This is a genomic window from Pseudomonas ulcerans, assembly GCF_036324125.1.
In the GTDB taxonomy this organism is placed as follows: domain Bacteria; phylum Pseudomonadota; class Gammaproteobacteria; order Pseudomonadales; family Pseudomonadaceae; genus Aquipseudomonas; species Aquipseudomonas ulcerans.
Genome location: NZ_JAZDQN010000042.1, coordinates 1 through 21,392, shown reverse-complemented (window position 1 = coordinate 21,392; position 21,392 = coordinate 1). Strand labels below are relative to the sequence as shown.

The window sequence follows — 21,392 nt, the reverse complement described above, 5'->3', positions numbered from 1 at the left end:
GCATTGTGCCATGCCTTCAATTGAGGGTTCTGCTGCTATTACGGGTTTTTTTGCACGGGTGTGAGCAGGATCAATTTTGCGCGCGGTCGGTGATCTGATAGCGCGTGCTACGCCCTCCACCTGGCAGCTTTTCCAGCACGCCCTTCTCCAGCAGGTCCGCCAGGTGCCGGGTCGCCGTTGCCTTGCTCACCTTGGCCACGGCCTGGTACTGCGCGGCACTGATGCCGTGTTCGAACCCCTTGGCGCCGCCATCCAGCAGGCGGTTGACGACCTTCAGTTGCTCCACTGAAAGCGGCGTCTGACGATGCGCTTGCCAGAAGCGCGTCTTGTCCAGCACGCGGTCGATGATCGCCAGGGCCTGCTCCAACGCTGCCAACAAGGTCTGCAGGAACCACACCAGCCATGGTGTTACGTCCAGTGTGCCTTTCTGGGTCTGTTCGAGGATGCGGTAATAGCTCTGGCGTCTTTCGAGGATGCTTGCCGACATGGCGTAGAAGCGGATCGCCTGATGCTCGCCTTGTGCCAGGGCCAGGTCGGTGAGGGCGCGGGTCAGGCGGCCATTGCCATCGTCGAAAGGGTGCAGGGTGACGAACCAGAGGTGGACCAGTCCGGCGCGGAGCAGGGGGTCGAGGGTGCGTGAGTCGCCGTTGAACCAGTCGATGAAGGTGGCCAGTTGCTGTTTCAGCCCTTTGCGCGGTGGCGCCTCGAAATGTACGGTCGGGCGATCCAGGCGGCCGGAAACCACCTGCATGGGTTCGTCGCCGCGCAGGCTGCCGACGCTCAGGGGGCGGTGTGCCAAGGTCGTGTCTTGATTGGGGAACAGCAGTTCGTGCCAATGCAGCAGGCGCTCCAGCGTCAGGGGCTGGTCGGGCTCGGCAATGGCATCGAGCATCAGTTCGGCGAGGCCTTCGCTGCGGGCGCTGGCCGGGTTCGTTTCGGGCTCGTCCACGCCTAGTCGGCGCGCAAGGGACGAGCGCACCGAGCCGACGTTGAGGGTTTCGCCTTCGATGGCGGAGGACGTAATGATGTTTTGCAGCAGGGCGTCGAGCATGCTCTGGCGGCTTTGCTCATCGTCCACTGAGCCTATTTTCCCGAGTAGATGGCCCTGCTGATGTACGCACTGGCGCAACAGCTCGCTGAGCTGGTCTGCCTGCCAGTGAAAGGCGGGCCATTGCGCGTGTTGCCAGATCCAGAAGGGGTCCATAAATGCCTCTGAGCCGAATAAACTCACTATTCGGCTCATTTGGTGAGCCGAATAGTGAGTTTATTCGGCTCATGGGCATTGGCAAATCACTTTGAATGGCCAATCTTCGGCACGCTTATGAGCTTCGCGACTTCCCCGGCGACTTCCCCGGTGACTTCCCCAGTGACTTCCCCGGTGGCGAGGGAGGAGGGGATGGAATAGCGGGTGCGCTCGCATGACGTCAATGATGCCGGTGGCAGGGTTTCCTTGCCTCATCCGAGGTTGAGCGTTAGGCTCTCGCGGTCGCTGCATATCAGCGATCGGGTTTGGTCGCCCGACAAAAGCTTGCGAACAGATACACCCCCATAGCTGCTGGCGTTTCTGCGTCGGTTGCGTGCTATGGCGGCTGTGTGCGGGAGGCCTTGTGCCTGCCGGGTTTGCTTGCTTTTCCCGGTCGACCAACCTGTACACAGTCGTCACCAATCTGTTTGGTCGCGGAATGGTGATGGCTCCAAGCGAAATAAAAAGCAAGGAGTTGCACCATGAACAAGATCGTTCCAGATCCACCCTCCGCCCTCGTTGGCAAAACGGCCATGGTCGCCTTCGGGCACTGCAAGGCCGGTCGCAGTCCCATGTTCACCGTCCGCGCGGAAATCGACGCGGAAGATGCCCTGGTCCATGCATCCCTGTTGATAAAAGGGATCTACGACACCCTCCAGCAACTCACCGAATTCGCCGAAGACGTGCCCAAGAACGGGCTGCTCTTCTCGTCGCTGTACTCGGCGGAAATGGCGAAGGGCTTGGTGGATGCCGTGCTCGATGGCATGGAGATGGGGCGCATGGGCGTGAGCAACTAGCGGCCCGCTGCGGGAAGGCTCACCGGAAGGTGGGCCTTTCGGGTTTCAGGCCTGCGTCAGTTTTTCCAGGAAACGCATCAGCAGGCTTTCTTCATCCCGCAGCCCTTTGCGCGCAGCGGCCATGCGCAAGCCGGCCAGCTCACCCGCATGGAACGCCTCGATCAGCGCCGGGTGGATGTAGCACTTGCGGCAAACCGCCGGGGTATTGCGCAGCTCGCTGGCGACTTCCTTGATGATCGCGACCACATGCTTCTTCGCCGTGGTTTCCGGTTGCCACTCCAGTTCCCGCAACAGGGTCAATGCCAGCGCACTGCCGGCCCAGGTGCGGTAGTGCTTGGCGGTGAACTCGGCGCCGGTCAGTTCCTGCAGGTAGCGGTTGATATCGCTGGAGGTGACGCTGTGGCGCTCGCCGTTCTCGTCCAGGTACTGGAACAGTTGCTGGCCAGGCAGTTCCAGGCAGCGCTTGATGATACGGGCGAGACGGCGGTCGTTGACGCTGACTTCGTGCTCGATGCCGCTCTTGCCGCGGAAGTGGAAACGGATGGTGCTGCCGCTGACATCGACATGGCGGTTGCGCAGGGTGGTGAGGCCGTAGGAACGGTTCTGCTCGGCGTAGCGGGTGTTGCCGATGCGGATGAGGGTTTCGTCCAGCAGGTAGATCACGGTGGCGAGGACTTTCTCGCGGCTGTGTTCGGGCCTGGCGAGGTGCTGTTGCAGGGTTTCGCGCAGGGAGGGCAGGGCTTTGCCGAAGGCCAGCAGGCTGCCGTACTTGTCCTCGTCACGGATCTCGCGCCAGCGCGGGTGGTAGCGGTACTGCTTGCGACCCCGGGCGTCGCGGCCGGTGGCCTGGAGATGACCGTCGGGGTCGGGGCAGATCCACACGCTGGTGTAGGCCGGGGGGATGGCCAGGGCGTTGATGCGCTTGATTTCGTCCGGGTCGCGGATGCGTTCGCCCTGCGGGTCGAAGTAGGCGAATTTGCCGCGCAGCTTGCGGCGGGAGAAGCCGGGTGTGGTGTCGTCGACGTAGTGCAGGCCGGCAGGGAGGATTGGGGTTTCGCTCACGGTGGGGCTCGCTTGGGGATCGCCGGTTCGTTATTGATTAGCCCTTGGGTTGGTTGATTAAGTTCCGATGTCTTTGTGCGGGGTTGCCGGGTTTGGTAGCTATCCGTCGGTGGGGTTCGGCGCAGGGTTGCTCGTTGACTCTGCCCCTAGGGGCAGCCCTCATGATGAGTTCCACTCGTCGTGGAAAGGCATACCTATGCAAACGCTATCGCTCGTCACGGGTGCCAATGGGCATCTGGGAAACACCCTGGTCAAGGCATTGCTCGCCAGAGGGCAGCATGTGCGCGCTGGCGTACGTGATCCGCAGCAGTCCAGTGAACTGAACGCACTCGGCTGTCAGGTGGTGCGTGCCGAACTGCTGGATCCGGACTCGCTGCGCCATGCCTTGAAAGGTGTGGACGTGTTGTACCAGGTGGCGGCTGTGTTCAAGCACTGGGCGAAAGATCCGCACGCCGAAATCGTCGACGTCAACGTGCAGGGCACCCGCAACGTCTTGCGCGCTGCTGTCGAGGCAGGCGTCAAGCGAGTGGTGTATGTCAGTTCCGTGGCTGCCGTGGGGCACGGCCGCGAGCAGTTGGATGAAGCTGCCTGGAACATCGAACAGGAGAATCCGTATTACCTCTCGAAGATTCTGTCCGAGCGCGCGGCGTGGGATATCGCAAGAACGCTTGATCTGCCGATGGTCGCCGTTTTGCCCTCAGCGATCATCGGCCCAAATGCCACACGGCTGACCGACACCATGGGCTTTCTCGCTGCCGTTCTGGAGCGCAGGCTGATAATGAATCCGAACTTTCACTTCAACTTCGTCGATGTTCGTGATGTCGCGGATGGCGTGATACGTGCCGCCGAGCGCGGTCGTCCTGGCCAACGCTACATCTTGGCAAACTCGCAGCCATCGTCATTGGCAGACGTGATTCTGGCACTCAACGCTTGTTGCCCTGGATACAGGTTGCCAACCCTCGCACCTAGGACACTGCTCATGCTGATCGCGTGGCTGCAAGAGCTGCGGGCGAGCATCACCGGCAAACCGGCCGAACTGCTGCGCAGTCAGGTAAGGATGTTTTACGGGGTGCAGCAGCGTTACTGCATCGACAAAGCGGTCACGGAATTAGGGTACCGGCCACGACCGGCACAGGAGGCTCTGTCACAGGCGTTCGCGTACCTTTTGGCGCGTCGATAGCCGGGGCCGAATTGCTCGTTGGGTTGTCGCTACCCTCGCAATCCGACGAAACGCCAAAACGAAAAAACCCGCCAGAAGGCGGGTTTTTCGGGGGCTCCAGAGATTTTGAAAGCTTTCTCTGGAACCTTGTATGGTGCCGGCACCAGGAATCGAACCCGGGACCTACTGATTACAAGTCAGTTGCTCTACCATCTGAGCTATACCGGCCGGTAGGCGCGCTATTATAGCGATCGGTTTGGTTCTGTAAACCTATTCCGTGTGTGACGCGTGGAAGCCCCGCATTTCGGGGCTTTCGGCGTTGTGTGGGGGGAGGGCTAGTGTCCCAAGGCTTTGTGGGAACAGAGCCAGCGGGAGGTCAAACCGCCGCGAGCGGGATCGGAGCAGGCATGAAGCTGATATCTGCGGTGTGTCAGGAGAACTCGGGACTCAGGTTTTACGACGGCTGCGCCGCCGATCGCGGATGAATCCGCTCCTACACTGACCGCGCCGCACTTGTGGGCCTGGTTCCAGCACCTCGCCCAACCCGATCTGAACCACCCCCGCCTAATTCGCTTTAACGCTTATGCACAAACCACATCGACCGCTTGCAGCCCATGCAAGTGCGCTACCCCGTCGCATTGACGCCGGTGCAAACGGCTGGTTTCTCAAGCCTTTAACAGGTCCGCCAAAACCGCTCAAGCACGCGCTTCTCTGCGCTCAGGTGCTTTTTCAGCCTTGCGCCGTGAACTTGCCCACAGAGTTATCCACAGGTTGTTCCGCCAGCAGCATGAGGTTGCGCGGGGTCAGGTGGTGGGGGCAGAAGGTGCCGAGGCGGACGTCGTAGCCCTGTTCTCGCAAGTAGAGCGCTCGATCGAGGACGAGCCAGAGTTCGAGCGGGCGGCGGAACAGGTTGCGCACCAGTTCCAGGTTGCGGACCTGGGCCAGCCGCTGCCAGCCGGCCGCTTCGAGAGTTGGCCAGTCGGGGGCTTCCTTTATAGGGAGGCCCTTGAGGGCGGCGAGGTCCTGGCAGTACTCGGCGAAGGACTTTTGCAGCCAACTGCTCGGCAGGGACGGCGTGGGGAGGTAGGCGTCGCTTTCCCGCAGCCGGCGTTGCAGCAGGTCGAAGCCCAGGCGCCAGGCCATGGACTGATCCCGCTGGCGGCGCACACGGCTGCCGGCGGTCACGGTTTCGCTCAGCGGCAGGCCGAGGTCGTCGAGGTCGAGTTGCAGCGTCGAGGCGCGGGCGGCTGTGGATAAGGGTTGGTAGTAGGGGCCGGTGGTGCGGTTGTAGCAGCAGGGGGCGATCGCCAGTTGCGTACAGCCGGTGGCGCTGGCGAGCTGGATCAGGCGCACGTGAAGGTCGCCGCAGGCGTGCAGGGCGACCGGGGTGTGGGATGGATTCAGGGACGCGGCAGCGCTTTCGGCCATGACGTCCTGCAGGCGGTGCTCGGCGGGCAAATGGTGATGCTGGCTGAGCTGTTCACCTGCGGCGACCAGTGCGGGGTCGTATTCCAGGCAGGTGAGGTGCTGGTCCGCGCCCAGCAGGCGTCGGCCGAGGTGGCCCTTGCCTGAACACCAGTCCAGCCAGTGGAGCGGACGTCGAGTGAAGTCGAGATGCCCGGCGAAGGCTTCGATCTGCTCCCATTTGCGACCGGGGACGTCGACGTTCAGGCGCGGGCTGGCGGGGGCGATATCCGTTGTGGATAAGTCGCCGACGGCGGCGAGGTCGCGGGCTTGGGCGGCCAGTTGTGGATAAGGGGCTGGCGCCGGAACGCTGTAGGGATCGTTGTGGGCGGATTCGGCTTCGGGCAGGGTCTGCTTGCGCAGCCATTCGGCCAGCTCCGGGTGCGTTGACTCCCAAGGCAGGTGCAAGGTGGTAAAGGGGCGCGGGTGCCAGAGGTGATGGTGCTGGCGCAGGAAGTGGTCCAGGGCCTGGAAGCGGGGGAGGAGTTGGTCGTTTTCCAGGTAGGACATGAGCATCAGGCCAGTAGCTTGGGGTTGTGGGGAGCTTTCGGGCCTCATCGCTGCGGTTCGGCGTCCCGACAAGCCAGCTCCCACAGGGATCGCAGGGAGCCGGACTTCATCAGCAGCAACGCAAAATCAGACTACCGCCCTTGCGCCGCATCCACCCGCAACCAGCGCTCCAGCAGCTTGAACCCCTGTACCAGGACGAACGAGATCACCAGGTAGAACACCCCGGCGGCGAAGAAGATCTCCACCGGCATGTAGGTCCGCGCGATGATCGTCCGCGCCATGCCGGTGATGTCCAGCAGGGTCACGGTACTGGCCAGGGCGCTGGCCTTGAGCATCAGGATCACTTCGTTGCTGTACGCTGGCAGGCCGATGCGCGCGGCACGCGGCAGCATGATATGCAGCATGGCGGTGGCCCGGGACATGCCCAGCGCCCGCGCCGCTTCGATCTCGCCACGGGGAATGGCCTGCAGCGAGCCGCGCAGGATCTCGGCGATGTAGGCGGCGGTGTGCAGGGTCATGGTCAGCGCGGTACACCAGAACGGGTCGCGCAGGTAGGGCCACAGCGCGCTGTTCTTGACCACGTCGAACTGCGCCAGGCCGTAGTAGACCAGGAACAGCTGCACCAGCAGCGGGGTTCCGCGGAAAAAGAAGATGTAGCCGTAGGGCAGCGCCCGCACGTACCACAGCCGCGAAGAGCGGGCGATGCCCAGCGGAATGGCGATGATCAGGCCGATGATGACGGCGAGCGCCAGCAGTTCCAGGGTGAGGGTGGCACCCTGGGCCAGGCGCGGCAGCCATTTGATGATGACTTCCCAATTCATGAGTTGGCCCTCGCGAAACCGCGACCGGCGCGTTTTTCCATGAAGTGCATGCCGGTCATGGCAATGATGGTCAGCCCCAGGTAGATGAACGCAGCCACCATGTAGAAGGTGAAGGGTTCCTTGGTGGTGGTCACGCCGTTCTGCGCCTGGCGCATGATTTCTTCCAGGCCGATCACCGAGACCAGCGCGGTGTCCTTCATCAGGATCATGAACAGGTTGCCGAGGCCAGGCAGGGCGATGCGCCACATTTGCGGCAGGACCAGCCGCGAGAAGATCCGTCCTTTCGACAGGCCGAGGGCCATGCCCGCTTCACGATGCCCCTTGGGGATAGCCAGCAGTGCGCCGCGGAACACTTCCGTGGCATAGGCGCCGAAGCACAGGCCGAGGGCGATGACGCCGGCGGCGAAGGCGCTGAGTTCCAGGCCGGGCATGCCCAGCAGGTCGCCCAGATGGCTCATCAGGGCAACGGAGCCGAAATAGATGAACAGCACCCAGAGCAGTTCCGGGACGCCGCGAACGATGGTCGAGTAGCTGCCGCCGATCCAGCGCAGCGGTTTGAGCGGCGAGGTCTTGGCCAGGGCGCCGAGCAGTCCGAGGACCAGGCCCAGGCAGAGGGCCGAGAGCGCCAGTTTGACGGTCATCAGCGTGCCAGCAGCGAGGGCCGGGCCGAATCCGTGTAGGTCGATTGTCATGGGCAGGCGTGTTCAAGGGACCGGCACCGCGCAAGGTGGTGCCGGTCGGGGTGAATCAATAGATGCTGAACGGGAAGTACTTGTCGTTGATCTTCTTGTACGTACCGTCGGCGATGATTTCCTTCAGCGCGGCGTTCAGCTTCTCGCGCAGCGGGTCGTTCTTGCGTACGGCGATGCCGATTTCGTCGCTTTCCACCACGGGTTCACCCTTGAACTCGTAGTTCTTGCCGGCATCGGATTTCAGCCAGTCGTAGTTCACGTACTTGTCCGCCAGCAGGGCGTCGACACGACCGGAAGTCAGGTCGAGGTAGGCGTTTTCCTGGGTGTCGTACAGCTTCAGGGTGATGTCGCTGCCGTAGGTGTCTTCCAGCCAGGTGCCGGACAGGGTGGCGCGCTGGGTACCGATGGTCTTGCCCTTCAGGTAGGCCTTGTCGGTCTTGAAGTCGACGTTCTTCGGCGCGATGAACTGCAGCTTGTTGGAGTAGTAGCGGTCGGTGAAGTCGACGGCCTGCTTGCGCTCGTCGGTGATCGACAGCGAGGAGACGATGAAGTCGTACTTCTTGGCCAGCAGCGACGGAATGATGCCGTCCCAGTCGGAGGTGACCACTTCGCACTCGACCTTCATCTTGGCGCACAGGGCGTCGCCGATGTCCTTGTCGAAGCCGACCACCTGGCCGCTGGCATCCTTGCTGTTGAACGGTGGGTAGGCCGCCTCGATACCCATCTTGAGTTTTTCAGCGGCCATGGCGTTGGCCGAGAACACCAGCGAGGCGGCAGCGGCCAGGAGGAATTTCTTGTAGTTCTGCATGCGTGTTGCTCCGTTAGCGGTTGCTGGACATGAATTGCTTACAACGCGCCGAGGTCGGGTTTTCGAAAACCTGCTGCGGCGATCCCTGCTCTTCGATCAGGCCTTGATGAAGGAAGACGACTTCGCTGGACACTTGCCGGGCGAAGTTCATCTCGTGGGTCACCAGCAGCATGGTGCGGCCTTCGTCGGCCAGTGCGCGGATGACGTTGAGGACTTCCTGGACCATTTCCGGGTCAAGCGCGGAGGTGGGTTCGTCGAACAGGATGACCTTGGGCTTCATCGCCAGGGTGCGGGCGATGGCCGCGCGTTGCTGCTGGCCGCCCGAGAGTTCGGTGGGGTAGCTGTGCCGCTTGTTGTGGATGCCGACCTTGTCCAGCAGCGCTTCGGCATGCTCGATGGCCTCGGCCTTGCTCTGGCCCAGCACCCGGCGTGGCGCCTCGATGATGTTGTCGAGGATGGTCATGTGCGGCCACAGGTTGAAGTTCTGGAAGACGAAGCCGATTTCGCTGCGCATCCGGTTGATCTGCTTGCCGTCGGCAGCGACCAGTTCGCCGTTGCGCGCGGCTTTCAGCTTGAGCGCCTCGCCGGCGACGAGGATTTCGCCCTGGTGCGGGTTTTCCAGGAGGTTGATGCAGCGCAGCAAGGTCGACTTGCCGGAACCGGAGGAACCGAGGATGGAGATCACGTCGCCGTCACGGGCGGTGAGGGAAATGCCCTTGAGAATCTCCTGCTCACCGTAGCGTTTGTGCAGGTTGCGGATTTCCAGCGCGGGCGTGGCCTGGGCCATGTGCGGTCCTCATATGTTCTGTGCGTTCTGCTTGTTGGCGGCCGTCCTGGCGAGGCGCCACGCTAGCATAGCGCTCGGATCGCAGCCAAGAAGGTCGAGCAGAGTGGTCGGCCATGGGAAAGGCAGGTGTCGCATCGTCGTAGTGGACTGTCGCGTCGCTGTCCGCCGTTTTGCTTCGCGGGGCCGGATCCGGGATGAAAAAAGGCGCGATGGTGCCAGTTTTGGCCGCTGCTGGAAAGCCGTATTTGGTCGCGACTATTGTCGGTAGCGCCGGGGTGAAGGATGGGGATGGCTTGCGATCGCGGCCCGCGATCGGCGGCGAAGCCGTCGTAAAACCTGAGCCCCGAGTTTTCTGACACACCGAGAGCACAGGTTTTATGGGCGCTTCGCGCCCAATCGCAGATGAATCCGCTCCCACAGGGTCGCGGCTATTTATGTGCGACAGGAGATGTGTAGATACCCATGCTCATCGCTGGCAAGCCAGCTCCCACAGGGTTCCGTTTGCCTCAGGCAAATTTCTTCTGCTTCGACACCAGCTCCGATGCCGCCACATAGGCGTCCTGGAATTCCTCGCTCTCCAGCCAGGCCATGGCCTCGGCTTCCTCGGTGCCGTCCAGCCATTTGCGGTAGGCGCAGAAGACCATGCAAATGTAGTCGGTGGCGTGGTCTTCGCTGTGGCCCTTGAGCACCAGGGTCAGCAGCGGGTCGACCATGAATACCGCGATCATCGCTTCCAGGCTGGTTTCCTGGGCGTTCTTCATCTTGTCGAACAGGCCGGCGTAGCTGTTGGAGCTCATGGCCTTGTCGAACACCTGCTGGACGCTGGCGCTGGACGCCTCGCCACCGCTCTTGACCGCCTGGCCGCTGCGCACCATGCGGTTCTCGCGGGCCTTGGCGGCGGCGCGCTTGGCGCGTTTCTGTTGCTTGGTATTGGAGGCCATAGGGTGTTCCTTTTGCGAAGTCAGTCAAATTGCGCGTATTGAATCGCAGTTGATCGGGAAACCCAAGCCGGGGAGGGCGGTCACAGGCTGGTTATCGGATCACTGGAAGGGAATCCCCCAATGAAAGCCATCGCACCACTGTGCCTCGTCGCCGCCACCTTGAGCGGCTGCGGCAATATCGCCGCGGTCAAATCCTTCAATACGCAGTTTGCTTCGCCCGACGGTGGCGAGACGGCGCGACTGCGGGTGATATCCGACGGTATGGTGCGTGGCGTGCCGGGGCTGGAATGCGTTGACTGGTACAGCCCGGGCGCCGGGGTGATAGTCGTGCCGAACGAGACCTTCGCCCAGCGCAATAACGAGCACCTCGGCATGCCGGGCGGCAAGTCGGTCCCGGCCGGTTGGGCGAGCAGTGAAGTGAAGGTGGCGGCCGGCAAGCCGCTGACCCTGACCTTTCTCGATGGCGGCCGTGCGGTGAGCTACAACCAGAAAAGCACCTGCCTGGGGATGTTCACTTTCACCCCCAAGGCCGGTGCCGACTACGAGCTGACGCTGCATGGCTACAACGCCTGCGGTGTCGAATTCAACCGCATCGATGGCGCTGCACCGGAGCCGGTGAAGGCCGCCAAGGCGGACTATTGCAGCGCCATCGCCAACTTCTGAGGTTCAGCGCGGCAGTGTCAGCGCACTGACCCGGCCGCGCAGTTCCACCTCATCCTCGTCCCGCAGGTCTTCCTCGATCTCCCGCGAGGCGCGGCCCACCAGCAGCGGGTCGGGCTCGTGGGCGACACGGAAGTCCTTGCCGGGGTAGTCCAGCGAATGCAGGAAGTGGCGGATGCAGTTGATCCGCGCACGCTTCTTGTCGTCCGACTTGATGACCGTCCACGGTGCATCGGCGGTGTCGGTGTGGAAGAACATGGCTTCCTTGGCCGCGGTGTACTCGCCCCACTTGTCCAGCGACTTGATGTCGATGGGCGACAGCTTCCAGTGCTTGAGCGGGTCGTCGCGGCGCGAGATGAAGCGGCGCAGCTGCTCTTCGCGGTTCACAGAGAACCAGTACTTGAACAGCAGGATGCCGCTGTTGCACAGCATGCGCTCCAGCTCCGGGGCCTGGCGCATGAATTCCAGGTATTGCAGCGGCGAGCAGAAGTCCATTACCCGCTCGACGCCGGCGCGGTTGTACCAGGAGCGGTCGAAGAAGACCATCTCGCCCGCGGTCGGCAGGTGCTGGATATAGCGCTGGAAGTACCACTGGCCTTTTTCCTGCTCGGAAGGCTTCTCCAGGGCGACGATGCGAGCGCCGCGCGGGTTGAGGTGCTCCATGAAGCGCTTGATGGTCCCGCCCTTGCCCGCAGCATCGCGGCCTTCGAAAAGGATGACCACGCGCTGCCCGGTTTCCTTGACCCAGTTCTGCACTTTCAGCAGCTCGATCTGCAGCGCGTGCTTGGCCTTGTCGTATTCGGCGCGGCGCATGCGCGTGCTGTACGGATAGCCGTGGGGCAGCTTGGCGGACGAGCTGTCTTCGCTGGTGCCGTGGGGCGCATGGGCGACTTTGATGGCGGCGGGGCTGTCGGCCTCGATATCGGTCTCGACGATCGGAGCGGGCTTGCGAGGGCGGTGGTATGGGCGGGTGGCTGGCTGTGGGGGTGTAGCGTGGTGCGCGGTTACCCCGGGCTCAGGGAGCGGGAGTACGGGGGATTCATCACTCATGGAGGGGCCTTCTGTTCCTTCGAATGTCCTTCTCCACAACTTACATAGATCGAGTGATGGCGTATTGATGTCGATCAATGCGCGCATCCTCTGTAGGAGCGGGTTCACCGGGACGCCGGACCGCCGCGATTGCGATGGTAAGGCCACTGCCGCCATCGCGGGTGAACCCGCTCCCACGGGGACTATTCCAGCGAAAAACAAAAAGCCCCTGAATCTTTCGATTCAGGGGCTTTGCGTTGTCTTGGTGCCCAGAGACGGAGTCGAACCGCCGACACGAGGATTTTCAATCCTCTGCTCTACCGACTGAGCTATCTGGGCAACGGGGCGCATTAAAAGGCTTTTTCAGGATTGCGTCAACAACAATTTCAAAATTTTTTTAATTAATACCGACGCTTACGTTTCCTGGCCTCATTCCGACGGCGGAACGTAGCCTTCGGCCTTCTCGAAATCCTCGCCGGAGAAGAACTTGTCCATCTCGCCCTGGATGAACTTGCGGTCGTCGGCATTCATCATGTTCAGGCGCTTTTCGTTGATGAGCATGGTCTGCTCCTTCTGCCAGTCGGCCCAGGCCTTCTGCGAGATGTGCTCGTAGATGTCCTGGCCCTTCGGGCCCGGGTACGGCGGGCGCTCCAGGGCTGGCAGTTCTTCTTTGTACTTGCGGCACATTACGGTGCGGGTCATCGCGACTCTCCTGCAATCAATACGTCGGCCGCGCGTTTCAGCAGCTTCTTGACCGGGGCGGCGAGGCCCAGGCGCGGCGGGGTGGCGAGGTTATACCAGAGCCAGTCGGCCTCGGCCACGTGGTCGCCGGACTGGCCGACGCGTACCAGCCATGGCTCGATGGCCAGCTGGAAATGGCTGAAGGTGTGGGTCAGGCCATCGAGGGCGTGACGGCTGTCGATATGCAACTGGTGCTGGTCGGCGAGGTGTTCCAGGTCGTCCAGGTCGTCCAGTTCCGGCAGGCTCCACAACCCGCCCCACAAGCCGGTGGACGGGCGCCGGTAAAGCAGGATGGCGCCTTCGTCGTTGGCCAGCAGCGGCATCAGGGTGCGCTTCTGCGGCAGCTCCTTGCGCGGCTTGGGCAACGGGTAGCGGATCTCCTGTCCGAGCATGTGCGCCTCGCAGCCTCGCTCCAGCGGGCACAGCAGGCAACTGGGCTTGCTGCGGGTGCAGAGGGTGGCGCCCAGATCCATCATCGCCTGGGTGTAGTGGTTGACCCGGGCGTGGGGCGTGAAGCGCTCTGCATTGGCCCACAGCGCCTTCGCCACCTTCGGCTCGCCCGGATAGCCTTCCTGGGCGGTGTAGCGCGCCAGCACGCGCTTGACGTTGCCGTCGAGGATCGGCGCCCGCAGGCCCATGCTGATGCTGGCGATGGCGCCTGCGGTGGACAGGCCGATGCCGGGCAGCTCGGTGAGCTTTTCCACATCGCGGGGAAACTCGCCGCCGTACTGCTCGACCACGATCCTCGCCGTCTTCTGCAGGTTGCGCGCGCGGGTGTAGTAGCCCAGCCCGGTCCACAGGTGCAGCACTTCGTCTTCTGGCGCCGCAGCCAGCGCCTGGACGTCCGGCAGGGCGTCCATGAAGCGGCTGAAGTAGTTGAGCACGGTGCTGACCTGGGTCTGCTGCAGCATGATCTCGGAGACCCACACCCGATACGGGGTGATGCCCTGTTGCCAGGGCAGGTCGTGACGGCCGTTGCGGTCGAACCAGTCGAGGACCGCGGTGGAAAACTGCTCGGGGGTCATCGTTTGAACAGGCCCTTCAGTGCGTCCTTGAGCTCGGGACTGACCTTGTCGCCAAGCTTCTCGTCGAGTTTTTCATTGAGTTTTTCGTTGATGCGGTTGCCCAGCGCCTGGCCGGCCAGCTTGCCGACACCGTCCTGGTCGACCCGGCAGGCCCGTGCGCCCAGCTCCAACGGGCCACGGCAGCGCAGCGGGAATTCCAGCCCGGCGAAGCGCTCGTTGACCTGGCAGGCCGGGTCCGGCATCTCGCGCTTGTCGCCCTCGACGATCACGCCGACGCGGTAGTCCATGCCCAGCACGCGCAGGTCGATGTCGCCATTGCCGTTCACGGTGAGGCCGGGGATGCGGACTTTCAGGTCCGGGTTGCTGGCCACGCCGTTGCGCAGCACCAGGCTGCCCTTGAGCTCCTGGAACGGCGTGTCCTTGCCACGCGGCTCGCCGCTCAGGGGCTTGCGGTTGAGCATGGCGATGCCCTGGCACAGTTGCTGTTCGAGGTTGGCGTTGACCAGCACGCCGTCGTTGATGACGAAGTCGGCCTTGCCGTTGAGGGTATCGATCAGCGCCTTCTGGCTGTTGCCGCTGGCGGTCAGGTCGCTGTTCAGGGTCAGCAGGCCCTTGACTGGCGGGGTGTCGCCGTCGTGCTTGATGAAGTGCTCCACCGGCACGCGGCTGATGCTGGTTTTCACGCCCACCTGCGGTACCGCCGGACGCACGTCGAGGGTGCCGCGGCTGTCGAAGGTGCCGTTGTACAGGCCGCCACGCAGGGCTTCCAGGGTGACCAGGCCGCCCTGGCCATTGGCTTTCAGCTCGGCGTTCTGGATCGGCAGCTTGTCCAGGGTCAGCTCGCCGAAGTTCAGGTCGGCCTGCAGGTCGAGGGCGCGCAGGCGGTCCACGGGCAGCAGCTTGTCGGTGCTCCATGCAACCTGGGTCGGTGCGTCCGGCAGCGGTGAGGTGCCCGGGCCGGAGATGGCGGCGGCTTCGCTGCTCTTCACCTCGGCCTGGCGTGCGGCGCCGGCGCTGGCTGCGGCTTCACTCTTGGCCAGCAGGTAGCGGTCGGCGTCGAACTTGTCGTTCTTCAGCTGGATGCGCAGGGCCTGCCTGGCGAAGTCTTCCAGCGCAAGGCGGCCGGTGAAGGTGCTGGCGTCCAGCTTCAGGGCCAGGTCTTCCAGGGCCAGGCTGGTTTTCGTGCCTTCCAGGCGACCGACCAGTTCGACGGCGGTCAGGGTGCTCGGATCGTTCATCGCCGGCAGCTCGACGCCGACACTGTCGAGGAACTTGCGCAGGTCGAACTGGGCGACGGAAATCCCACCGGTCAGCTTCGGCTCGCTGGTCAGGTCGCGCACGTGCAGTTCACCGAGGGCGCGCAGCTGGTTGGCGGAGAGCTTGAGGCCGTTCCACTCGGCGACGTTGGCGGCCAGGTCGGCCAGCAACTGGCCCTGGGCGGAGAAGGTCATGCTCTTCTGCGCCAGCGGCTCGCCGGACAGTTCTCCGGTGAGCTTCATGTCTTCCAGCTGGTAGCGGCGCAGGGCGCGGTCGAAGCGGGCTTCGCCCTTGAGTTCGACGCGGGCGCGCAGGACCGGCTGGCCGGAGCTGAGGAAGGCGGTCAGCTTGAGTGGAATGTTGACGCCGTCGTGCACGGCCTCGGTGCTCAGCTGGATGCTTTCGGCGCTGAAGCTCTGGCCGCTGCGGGCGTCGTTGTACTGCACCCGGGCGTTGTTGACGGTGAGGCTGTCGATATCCAGCTTCAGCGGGCGCTCGGCGGCGGCCGGTTTGCTCGGGCTTTCGCTCGGGGCAGGGGCCGGGGCGGCTTCGGCAGTGCTGGCCGGGGTGCTGGAAGGCAGCGGTTTGCCGAAGTCTTCCCAGTTGCCGTGGCCGTTTTCGTCACGGTTCAGGGTCAGGTTCAGACCCTCGACACGCACGTCGCTCATCTGCACTTCGCGGCGCAGCAGCGGCAGCACGCGCACCGACAGGCCGAGCATCTGCAGGTCGGCGAAGGGTTCGGTGGGCTTGTTCAGGGTGGCGACGCTCGCCTCGTGCAGCTCCAGGCCCAGCCAGGGGAACAGGCTCCAGCCGATGTCGCCGTTGAGGGTCAGCTCGACATGAGCCTTGTCGCGAGCCAGTTGGCGGATCTCGTCTTTGTAGTCGTTGGGATCGAAGAGGTGGGTCAGGGCGAAGCCTCCGGCCACCACGATCAGCAACAGCCCGAGAACCACCAGCCCCAGGATTTTGCCGAACGCTTTCATGGGCGAGTCCTTGTAGTCCGATGTCTTTTAAGTCAGCCGCAGAGTATAGCCTTGCGCCCTTGACGACCGCGATGGCTGCGTCGCCAGGGGTTCGACCACGATCCGTAACAAGGTTTCGCGGAAAAAAGTCTCAGTTGCGCGAGAAAGAGCGATATCAGTTTGGATTCAGTTAGCTAGCTAAGTGCTACTCTTGCACCCGTTCCCGGGCCTTGCTGCGACGGATTGTCGCGACAGGGCCGGCTGCCCGAAAAAACGACTCGCTGCCTGCGTGCGCCAAAGTCGAGGGGCTTCCGGCTGCGGTCCGAGGGGACTACTTATCTACGAGGGCAATAATAATGAGCAGCATCACTGCGGGAGCCGTCGACAGCACGCCTGGCTTCCTCTCCAAGGAGCGCATCGTCGCTCGACCCGGCTTCAACCGCTGGCTGGTTCCACCCGCGGCCCTGGCCATCCACCTGTGCATCGGCATGGCCTATGGTTTCTCGGTGTTCTGGCTGCCGCTGTCCAAGGCCATCGGCATCACCGCGCCGGTGGCCTGTTCGGCTGACATCGGCTTCTTCGCCCAGGTCTTCTCGTCCAGCTGCGACTGGCCGATCTCCATGCTCGGCTGGATCTACACCCTGTTCTTCATCTTCCTCGGTTGCTCGGCGGCGATCTGGGGTGGCTGGCTGGAACATGCCGGTCCGCGCAAGGCCGGTGTGGTCTCGGCGTTGTGCTGGTGCGGCGGCCTGCTGATTTCCGCGCTGGGCGTTTATACCCACCAGATCTGGCTTATGTGGATCGGATCGGGCGTGATCGGTGGTATCGGCCTGGGCCTGGGCTATATCTCGCCGGTCTCGACCCTGATCAAGTGGTTCCCGGACAAGCGCGGCATGGCTACCGGCATGGCGATCATGGGCTTCGGTGGCGGTGCGATGGTCGGTGCACCGCTGGCCGCGGCGCTGATGAACCACTTCGCCAGCCCTGAAGGCGTCGGTGTATGGCAGAGCTTCGTGGTGATGGCGGCGATCTACTTCGTCTTCATGATCGGCGGCGCCTTGTCCTACCGCGTGCCGCCTACCGGCTGGAAACCCGAAGGCTGGACCGCCCCGGCGAAGAAGGTCAACAACGCGATGATCACCCACCGCCACGTGCACGTCAGCGTGGCCTGGAAGACCCCGCAGTTCGCCCTGATCTGGCTGGTGCTGTGCCTCAACGTGTCCGCCGGCATCGGCATCCTCGGCATGGCTTCGCCGCTGCTGCAGGAAGTCTTCGCCGGCAAGCTGCTGGGCAACAACCTGACCTTCAGCGAGCTGGACGCCGGGCAACTGGCGCAGATCGCCGCGATCGCAGCGGGCTTCACCGGCCTGCTCAGCCTGTTCAACATCGGCGGGCGCTTCTTCTGGGCGTCGTTCTCCGACTACATCGGGCGCAAGAACACCTACTTCGCCTTCTTCGCGCTGGGCTTCGCCCTGTACGCGCTGGTGCCGAACATGGGGCACCTGGGCAACATCGCCCTGTTCGTCGCGGCGTTCTGCATCATCCTGTCGATGTACGGCGGCGGCTTCGCCACGGTGCCGGCCTACCTGGCCGACCTGTTCGGTACGCAGATGGTCGGCGCGATCCACGGCCGCCTGCTGACGGCCTGGGCGGCGGCGGGCGTGCTGGGTCCGGTGCTGGTCAACTACCTGCGCGAATACCAGTTGAAGATCGGCGTCGAGCGGGCTGCGGCCTACGACATCACCCTGTACATCCTCGCCGGCCTGCTGGTGCTGGGCTTCATCTGCAACGCCCTGGTGCGTCCGGTGGCCGACAAGTACTTCATGACCGAAGAGCAACTGGCTGCCGAGCAGGCGCTGGGGCATGACAAGGGCGCCGACGCCAGCACCGTGCTGGAGTGGTCGGCGTCGCCGGCGAGCAAGCCGCTGGTGGTCGCGGCGTGGCTGGTGGTGGGGATTCCGCTGGCCTGGGGTGTCTGGGCGACGTTGCAGAAGACGGCAGTGCTGTTCCATTAACTCCTGCATCCGGGGCCGCTTTGCGGCCCAATCGCTGGCAAGCCAGCTCCCACAGGTACTGCACAAGTCTTAAGGTTTGTGCAGACCCTGTGGGAGCTGGCTTGCCAGCGATGAGGCCGGAAAATCCGCAGCAGCCCGAAAATCGGGCGCAAAACCCCGGAACCACACGTCATCTTCGTTTCAAGATGCGACGTTCTGGGCCTATAATGACCGCCTTTTTCGCCCAATGATTTTGCGGAGCTGGTGATGGTCGAACGTAAGGCATCCGTCGAGCGCAATACCCTGGAAACCCAGATCAAGGCCTCGATCAACCTGGATGGCACTGGCAAGGCCCGATTCGATATCGGCGTGCCGTTCCTTGAGCACATGCTGGATCAGATTTCCCGTCACGGGCTGATCGACCTGGACATCGAGTGCAAGGGCGACCTGCATATCGACGATCACCATACCGTCGAGGACGTCGGCATCACCCTGGGCCAGGCCTTCAACCAGGCCATCGGCGACAAGAAGGGCATCCGCCGCTATGGCCACGCCTACGTGCCGCTGGACGAAGCGCTGTCGCGCGTGGTGATCGACTTCTCCGGCCGTCCCGGCCTGCAGATGCACGTGCCGTACACCCGCGCCAGCGTGGGCGGCTTCGACGTCGACCTGTTCCAGGAATTCTTCCAGGGCTTCGTCAACCACGCCAACGTCACCCTGCACATCGACAACCTGCGCGGGCACAACACCCACCACCAGATCGAGACCGTGTTCAAGGCCTTCGGCCGCGCGCTGCGCATGGCCATCGAGCTGGACGAGCGCATGGCCGGGCAGATGCCTTCCACCAAGGGATGCCTCTGATGCAGACGGTCGCCGTTATCGACTATGGCATGGGCAACCTGCACTCCGTGGCCAAGGCCCTGGAGCACGTGGGGGCCGGCAAGGTGCTGATCACCAGCGATGCCAACGTGATCCGCGAAGCTGATCGCGTGGTGTTCCCCGGCGTCGGCGCGATGCGCGACTGCATGGCCGAGATCCGCCGCCTGGGCTTCGACGCCCTGGTCCGCGAAGTCAGCCAGGATCGCCCGTTCCTCGGCATCTGCGTCGGCATGCAAGCGCTGCTCGACCACAGCGAGGAAAACGACGGGGTCGAGGGCATCGGCCTGTTCCCCGGCAAGGTGCGCTTCTTCGGCAAGGACCTGCACGAAGACGGCGAGCACCTGAAAGTGCCGCACATGGGCTGGAACGAGGTCAGCCAGGTGGTCGACCACCCGCTCTGGCACGACATTCCCGATCGCGCGCGTTTCTACTTCGTGCACAGCTACTACATCGAGTCCGGCAAGCCGTCCCAGGTGGTCGGTCGCGGTCACTACGGCGTCGATTTCGCCGCGGTGCTGGCCGAAGGCTCGCGCTTCGCCACCCAGTTCCACCCGGAGAAAAGCCATACCCACGGCCTGCAGTTGCTGCAGAACTTCGCCGCCTGGGATGGGCGCTGGTAATGAGCCGCTCCAGGAACAAGGCCCCGGTCATGACCCTTACCTCCGAACAGGAGCGTGAGGCCCTGGACACCCTCAAGCGCTTCCTCGAAGACCGTTTCGAGCTGCAGCTGGGGTCGTTCGAGGTGGCCGAGGTCCTGGAACTGATCGGCAAAGAAATCGCACCGCACTACTACAACAGGGCGATCTTCGATGTTCAGGCGCAGCTCAAGGAGCGCTTCGAGAGCATCGAGAGCGACCTGTGGGCGCTCGAGAAGAACTGACTTCCCGGGCATCACTGTTTACCGAATAGACAGGTTTTCCAGATGCTGATTATCCCCGCTATCGATCTCAAGGACGGTGCCTGCGTACGTCTGCGCCAAGGCCGCATGGAAGATTCCACCGTATTCTCCGACGACCCGGTGAGCATGGCCGCCAAATGGGTGGAAGGTGGCTGCCGTCGTCTGCATCTGGTCGACCTGAATGGCGCCTTCGAAGGCCAGCCGGTCAACGGCGAAGTGGTCACCGCCATCGCCAAGCGCTACCCGAACCTGCCGATCCAGATCGGCGGCGGCATCCGCTCGCTGGAAACCATCGAGCACTACGTCAAGGCCGGCGTCAGCTACGTGATCATCGGCACCAAGGCGGTCAAGCAGCCTGAATTCGTCGCCGAAGCCTGCCGCGCCTTCCCGGGCAAGGTCATCGTCGGCCTCGACGCCAAGGATGGCTTCGTCGCCACCGACGGCTGGGCCGAGGTCAGCTCGGTGCAGGTCATCGACCTGGCCAAGCGCTTCGAGGCCGATGGCGTCTCGGCGATCGTCTACACCGACATCGCCAAGGACGGCATGATGCAGGGCTGCAACGTGCCCTTCACCAAGGCCCTGGCCGAAGCCACGAAGATTCCGGTGATCGCCTCCGGCGGCATCCACAACCTGGGTGACATCAAGGCCCTGCTGGACGCCAAGGCACCGGGCATCATCGGCGCCATCACCGGTCGTGCCATCTACGAAGGCACCCTGGATGTCGCCGAGGCCCAGGCCTTCTGCGACAGCTACAAAGGCTGAGGAGAACGCCATGGCCCTGGCCAAACGCATCATCCCTTGCCTGGACGTGGACAACGGCCGGGTCGTCAAGGGCGTCAAGTTCGAGAACATCCGCGATGCCGGCGATCCGGTGGAAATCGCCCGTCGCTACGACGAGCAGGGTGCCGACGAGATCACCTTCCTCGACATCACCGCCAGCGTCGATGGCCGTGACACCACCCTGCACACCGTCGAGCGCATGGCCAGCCAGGTGTTCATCCCGCTGACCGTGGGCGGTGGCGTGCGCACCGTGCAGGACATCCGCAACCTGCTCAACGCCGGGGCCGACAAGGTCTCGATCAATACCGCGGCAGTGTTCAACCCAGAGTTCGTCGGCGAAGCGGCGGCGCATTTCGGTTCGCAATGCATCGTCGTGGCCATCGACGCCAAGAAGGTTTCCGGTCCGGGCGAAACCCCGCGCTGGGAAATCTTCACCCATGGCGGGCGCAAGCCTACCGGGCTGGATGCGGTGGAGTGGGCGAAGAAGATGGAAGGCCTGGGTGCCGGTGAGATCCTGCTCACCAGCATGGACCAGGACGGCATGAAGAGCGGCTTCGACCTCGGCGTCACCCGGGCCATCAGCGATGCCCTGGGGATCCCGGTGATCGCTTCCGGTGGCGTGGGCAACCTGCAGCACCTGGCCGACGGCATTCTCGAAGGCCATGCCAGTGCGGTGCTGGCGGCGAGCATCTTCCACTTCGGCGAGTACACGGTGCCTGAGGCCAAGGCCTATATGGCGCAGCGCGGGATTGTCGTTCGCTGATTCATTGCGGATTGGCTGCGTGAACTCTGTGGGAGCGGGTTTACCCGCGATTGCGGCGGTGAATTCACTATCGCAATCGCGGGTAAAACCGCTCCCACAGGGTATGCGTCGCTCTTTAAA

At 63.4% G+C, this 21,392-nt stretch carries 21 protein-coding genes and 2 tRNA genes; 9 read left to right on the top strand and 14 right to left on the bottom strand.

Annotated features, from left to right (window positions below; all coding sequences use genetic code 11):
• Positions 1-70: 70 nt before the first annotated feature.
• Positions 71-1,204 carry a Fic family protein gene (locus tag V0R59_RS26125; protein ID WP_330077584.1) on the bottom strand — a complete coding sequence of 378 codons (1,134 nt, stop codon included), beginning with the start codon at positions 1,202-1,204 and terminating at the stop codon, positions 71-73.
• A gap of 521 nt (positions 1,205-1,725) precedes the next feature.
• Here V0R59_RS26125 and V0R59_RS26120 point away from each other — a divergent pair.
• Positions 1,726-2,040 (top strand): DUF3077 domain-containing protein, encoded by a 315-nt coding sequence (locus tag V0R59_RS26120; protein ID WP_330077583.1) that lies wholly within the window; start codon positions 1,726-1,728, stop codon positions 2,038-2,040.
• Between the two features lie 45 nt (positions 2,041-2,085).
• On the opposite strand, the gene V0R59_RS26115 is transcribed toward V0R59_RS26120, so the two are convergent.
• On the bottom strand, positions 2,086-3,102 hold the full coding sequence (locus tag V0R59_RS26115) for a DNA topoisomerase IB (RefSeq protein ID WP_330077582.1): 1,017 nt from the start codon (positions 3,100-3,102) through the stop codon (positions 2,086-2,088).
• A gap of 196 nt (positions 3,103-3,298) precedes the next feature.
• Between V0R59_RS26115 and V0R59_RS26110 the strand changes: the two genes are divergently transcribed.
• Positions 3,299-4,282 carry an NAD-dependent epimerase/dehydratase family protein gene (locus V0R59_RS26110; protein WP_330077581.1) on the top strand — a complete coding sequence of 328 codons (984 nt, stop codon included), beginning with the start codon at positions 3,299-3,301 and terminating at the stop codon, positions 4,280-4,282.
• Positions 4,283-4,413: 131 nt separating this feature from the next.
• On the opposite strand, the gene V0R59_RS26105 is transcribed toward V0R59_RS26110, so the two are convergent.
• The 7 genes from V0R59_RS26105 to V0R59_RS26075 all read right to left on the bottom strand — a co-directional run bounded on the left by V0R59_RS26105 (position 4,414) and on the right by V0R59_RS26075 (position 10,284).
• Positions 4,414-4,489 (bottom strand) — tRNA-Thr (locus V0R59_RS26105).
• Between the two features lie 501 nt (positions 4,490-4,990).
• Complete coding sequence (locus tag V0R59_RS26100; RefSeq protein WP_330077580.1) at positions 4,991-6,235, bottom strand: methyltransferase; 1,245 nt, start codon at positions 6,233-6,235, stop codon at positions 4,991-4,993.
• A 131-nt stretch (positions 6,236-6,366) separates the two neighbouring features.
• Positions 6,367-7,056, bottom strand: a complete 690-nt coding sequence (locus tag V0R59_RS26095) for an ABC transporter permease (protein WP_330077579.1) — start codon at positions 7,054-7,056, stop codon at positions 6,367-6,369.
• On the bottom strand, positions 7,053-7,748 hold the full coding sequence (locus tag V0R59_RS26090) for an ABC transporter permease (RefSeq protein ID WP_330077578.1): 696 nt from the start codon (positions 7,746-7,748) through the stop codon (positions 7,053-7,055). Before V0R59_RS26090 ends, V0R59_RS26095 begins: the two co-directional genes overlap by 4 nt.
• Before the next feature lie 55 nt (positions 7,749-7,803).
• The gene (locus tag V0R59_RS26085; RefSeq protein WP_330077577.1) at positions 7,804-8,556 is read right to left on the bottom strand and encodes an ABC transporter substrate-binding protein; all 753 of its coding nucleotides are present in this window, start codon (positions 8,554-8,556) and stop codon (positions 7,804-7,806) included.
• 13 nt (positions 8,557-8,569) lie between these two features.
• Complete coding sequence (locus tag V0R59_RS26080; RefSeq protein ID WP_330077576.1) at positions 8,570-9,343, bottom strand: ABC transporter ATP-binding protein; 774 nt, start codon at positions 9,341-9,343, stop codon at positions 8,570-8,572.
• A gap of 506 nt (positions 9,344-9,849) precedes the next feature.
• The gene (locus V0R59_RS26075; protein WP_330077575.1) at positions 9,850-10,284 is read right to left on the bottom strand and encodes a hypothetical protein; all 435 of its coding nucleotides are present in this window, start codon (positions 10,282-10,284) and stop codon (positions 9,850-9,852) included.
• Positions 10,285-10,404: 120 nt separating this feature from the next.
• On the opposite strand from V0R59_RS26075, the gene V0R59_RS26070 reads away from it, so the two are divergent.
• Positions 10,405-10,947, top strand: coding sequence for a hypothetical protein (locus V0R59_RS26070; protein WP_330077574.1), 543 nt, complete (start codon positions 10,405-10,407; stop codon positions 10,945-10,947).
• A 3-nt stretch (positions 10,948-10,950) separates the two neighbouring features.
• Here the strand turns inward: V0R59_RS26070 and ppk2 are convergent, their stop codons facing one another.
• The 5 genes from ppk2 to V0R59_RS26045 all read right to left on the bottom strand — a co-directional run bounded on the left by ppk2 (position 10,951) and on the right by V0R59_RS26045 (position 15,979).
• Positions 10,951-11,994 carry a polyphosphate kinase 2 gene (gene ppk2, locus V0R59_RS26065; protein WP_330077573.1) on the bottom strand — a complete coding sequence of 348 codons (1,044 nt, stop codon included), beginning with the start codon at positions 11,992-11,994 and terminating at the stop codon, positions 10,951-10,953.
• Between the two features lie 242 nt (positions 11,995-12,236).
• Positions 12,237-12,312, bottom strand: a tRNA-Phe gene (locus V0R59_RS26060).
• 90 nt (positions 12,313-12,402) lie between these two features.
• Positions 12,403-12,675: an oxidative damage protection protein gene (locus tag V0R59_RS26055; RefSeq protein WP_330077572.1), complete on the bottom strand. Its 273-nt coding sequence runs from the start codon at positions 12,673-12,675 to the stop codon at positions 12,403-12,405.
• The gene (gene mutY, locus V0R59_RS26050; RefSeq protein WP_330077571.1) at positions 12,672-13,739 is read right to left on the bottom strand and encodes an A/G-specific adenine glycosylase; all 1,068 of its coding nucleotides are present in this window, start codon (positions 13,737-13,739) and stop codon (positions 12,672-12,674) included. Before mutY ends, V0R59_RS26055 begins: the two co-directional genes overlap by 4 nt.
• Positions 13,736-15,979, bottom strand: coding sequence for an AsmA family protein (locus V0R59_RS26045; RefSeq protein ID WP_330077570.1), 2,244 nt, complete (start codon positions 15,977-15,979; stop codon positions 13,736-13,738). The genes mutY and V0R59_RS26045 overlap by 4 nt, the downstream gene beginning before the upstream one ends.
• 332 nt (positions 15,980-16,311) lie before the next feature.
• Here V0R59_RS26045 and V0R59_RS26040 point away from each other — a divergent pair, with 332 nt between their 5' ends.
• From V0R59_RS26040 to hisF, 6 genes are all read left to right on the top strand, one after another.
• Positions 16,312-17,973, top strand: coding sequence for an OFA family MFS transporter (locus V0R59_RS26040; RefSeq protein ID WP_330077617.1), 1,662 nt, complete (start codon positions 16,312-16,314; stop codon positions 17,971-17,973).
• A gap of 246 nt (positions 17,974-18,219) precedes the next feature.
• Positions 18,220-18,813 (top strand): imidazoleglycerol-phosphate dehydratase HisB, encoded by a 594-nt coding sequence (hisB, locus tag V0R59_RS26035; RefSeq protein WP_330077569.1) that lies wholly within the window; start codon positions 18,220-18,222, stop codon positions 18,811-18,813.
• Entirely contained in the window at positions 18,813-19,451 is a 639-nt protein-coding gene (gene hisH, locus V0R59_RS26030) for an imidazole glycerol phosphate synthase subunit HisH (protein WP_330077568.1), read from the top strand. Before hisB ends, hisH begins: the two co-directional genes overlap by 1 nt.
• Positions 19,451-19,711 carry a DUF2164 domain-containing protein gene (locus V0R59_RS26025; RefSeq protein ID WP_330077567.1) on the top strand — a complete coding sequence of 87 codons (261 nt, stop codon included), beginning with the start codon at positions 19,451-19,453 and terminating at the stop codon, positions 19,709-19,711. The genes hisH and V0R59_RS26025 overlap by 1 nt, the downstream gene beginning before the upstream one ends.
• A 42-nt stretch (positions 19,712-19,753) precedes the next feature.
• Positions 19,754-20,491 carry a 1-(5-phosphoribosyl)-5-[(5-phosphoribosylamino)methylideneamino]imidazole-4-carboxamide isomerase gene (gene hisA, locus V0R59_RS26020; protein WP_042120549.1) on the top strand — a complete coding sequence of 246 codons (738 nt, stop codon included), beginning with the start codon at positions 19,754-19,756 and terminating at the stop codon, positions 20,489-20,491.
• Between the two features lie 10 nt (positions 20,492-20,501).
• Positions 20,502-21,272 carry an imidazole glycerol phosphate synthase subunit HisF gene (hisF, locus tag V0R59_RS26015; RefSeq protein ID WP_042120547.1) on the top strand — a complete coding sequence of 257 codons (771 nt, stop codon included), beginning with the start codon at positions 20,502-20,504 and terminating at the stop codon, positions 21,270-21,272.
• The last annotated feature ends 120 nt before the right edge of the window (positions 21,273-21,392 follow it).

Coding starts and splice junctions, on each gene's coding strand:
- V0R59_RS26125 (WP_330077584.1), bottom strand. CDS start 1,204: ATGGACCCCTTCTGGATCTGGCAACACGCGCAATGGCCCGCCTTTCAC.
- V0R59_RS26120 (WP_330077583.1), top strand. CDS start 1,726: ATGAACAAGATCGTTCCAGATCCACCCTCCGCCCTCGTTGGCAAAACG.
- V0R59_RS26110 (WP_330077581.1), top strand. CDS start 3,299: ATGCAAACGCTATCGCTCGTCACGGGTGCCAATGGGCATCTGGGAAAC.
- V0R59_RS26100 (WP_330077580.1), bottom strand. CDS start 6,235: ATGTCCTACCTGGAAAACGACCAACTCCTCCCCCGCTTCCAGGCCCTG.
- V0R59_RS26095 (WP_330077579.1), bottom strand. CDS start 7,056: ATGAATTGGGAAGTCATCATCAAATGGCTGCCGCGCCTGGCCCAGGGT.
- V0R59_RS26090 (WP_330077578.1), bottom strand. CDS start 7,748: ATGACAATCGACCTACACGGATTCGGCCCGGCCCTCGCTGCTGGCACG.
- V0R59_RS26085 (WP_330077577.1), bottom strand. CDS start 8,556: ATGCAGAACTACAAGAAATTCCTCCTGGCCGCTGCCGCCTCGCTGGTG.
- V0R59_RS26080 (WP_330077576.1), bottom strand. CDS start 9,343: ATGGCCCAGGCCACGCCCGCGCTGGAAATCCGCAACCTGCACAAACGC.
- V0R59_RS26075 (WP_330077575.1), bottom strand. CDS start 10,284: ATGGCCTCCAATACCAAGCAACAGAAACGCGCCAAGCGCGCCGCCGCC.
- V0R59_RS26070 (WP_330077574.1), top strand. CDS start 10,405: ATGAAAGCCATCGCACCACTGTGCCTCGTCGCCGCCACCTTGAGCGGC.
- ppk2 (WP_330077573.1), bottom strand. CDS start 11,994: ATGAGTGATGAATCCCCCGTACTCCCGCTCCCTGAGCCCGGGGTAACC.
- V0R59_RS26055 (WP_330077572.1), bottom strand. CDS start 12,675: ATGACCCGCACCGTAATGTGCCGCAAGTACAAAGAAGAACTGCCAGCC.
- mutY (WP_330077571.1), bottom strand. CDS start 13,739: ATGACCCCCGAGCAGTTTTCCACCGCGGTCCTCGACTGGTTCGACCGC.
- V0R59_RS26045 (WP_330077570.1), bottom strand. CDS start 15,979: ATGAAAGCGTTCGGCAAAATCCTGGGGCTGGTGGTTCTCGGGCTGTTG.
- hisB (WP_330077569.1), top strand. CDS start 18,220: ATGGTCGAACGTAAGGCATCCGTCGAGCGCAATACCCTGGAAACCCAG.
- hisH (WP_330077568.1), top strand. CDS start 18,813: ATGCAGACGGTCGCCGTTATCGACTATGGCATGGGCAACCTGCACTCC.
- V0R59_RS26025 (WP_330077567.1), top strand. CDS start 19,451: ATGAGCCGCTCCAGGAACAAGGCCCCGGTCATGACCCTTACCTCCGAA.
- hisA (WP_042120549.1), top strand. CDS start 19,754: ATGCTGATTATCCCCGCTATCGATCTCAAGGACGGTGCCTGCGTACGT.
- hisF (WP_042120547.1), top strand. CDS start 20,502: ATGGCCCTGGCCAAACGCATCATCCCTTGCCTGGACGTGGACAACGGC.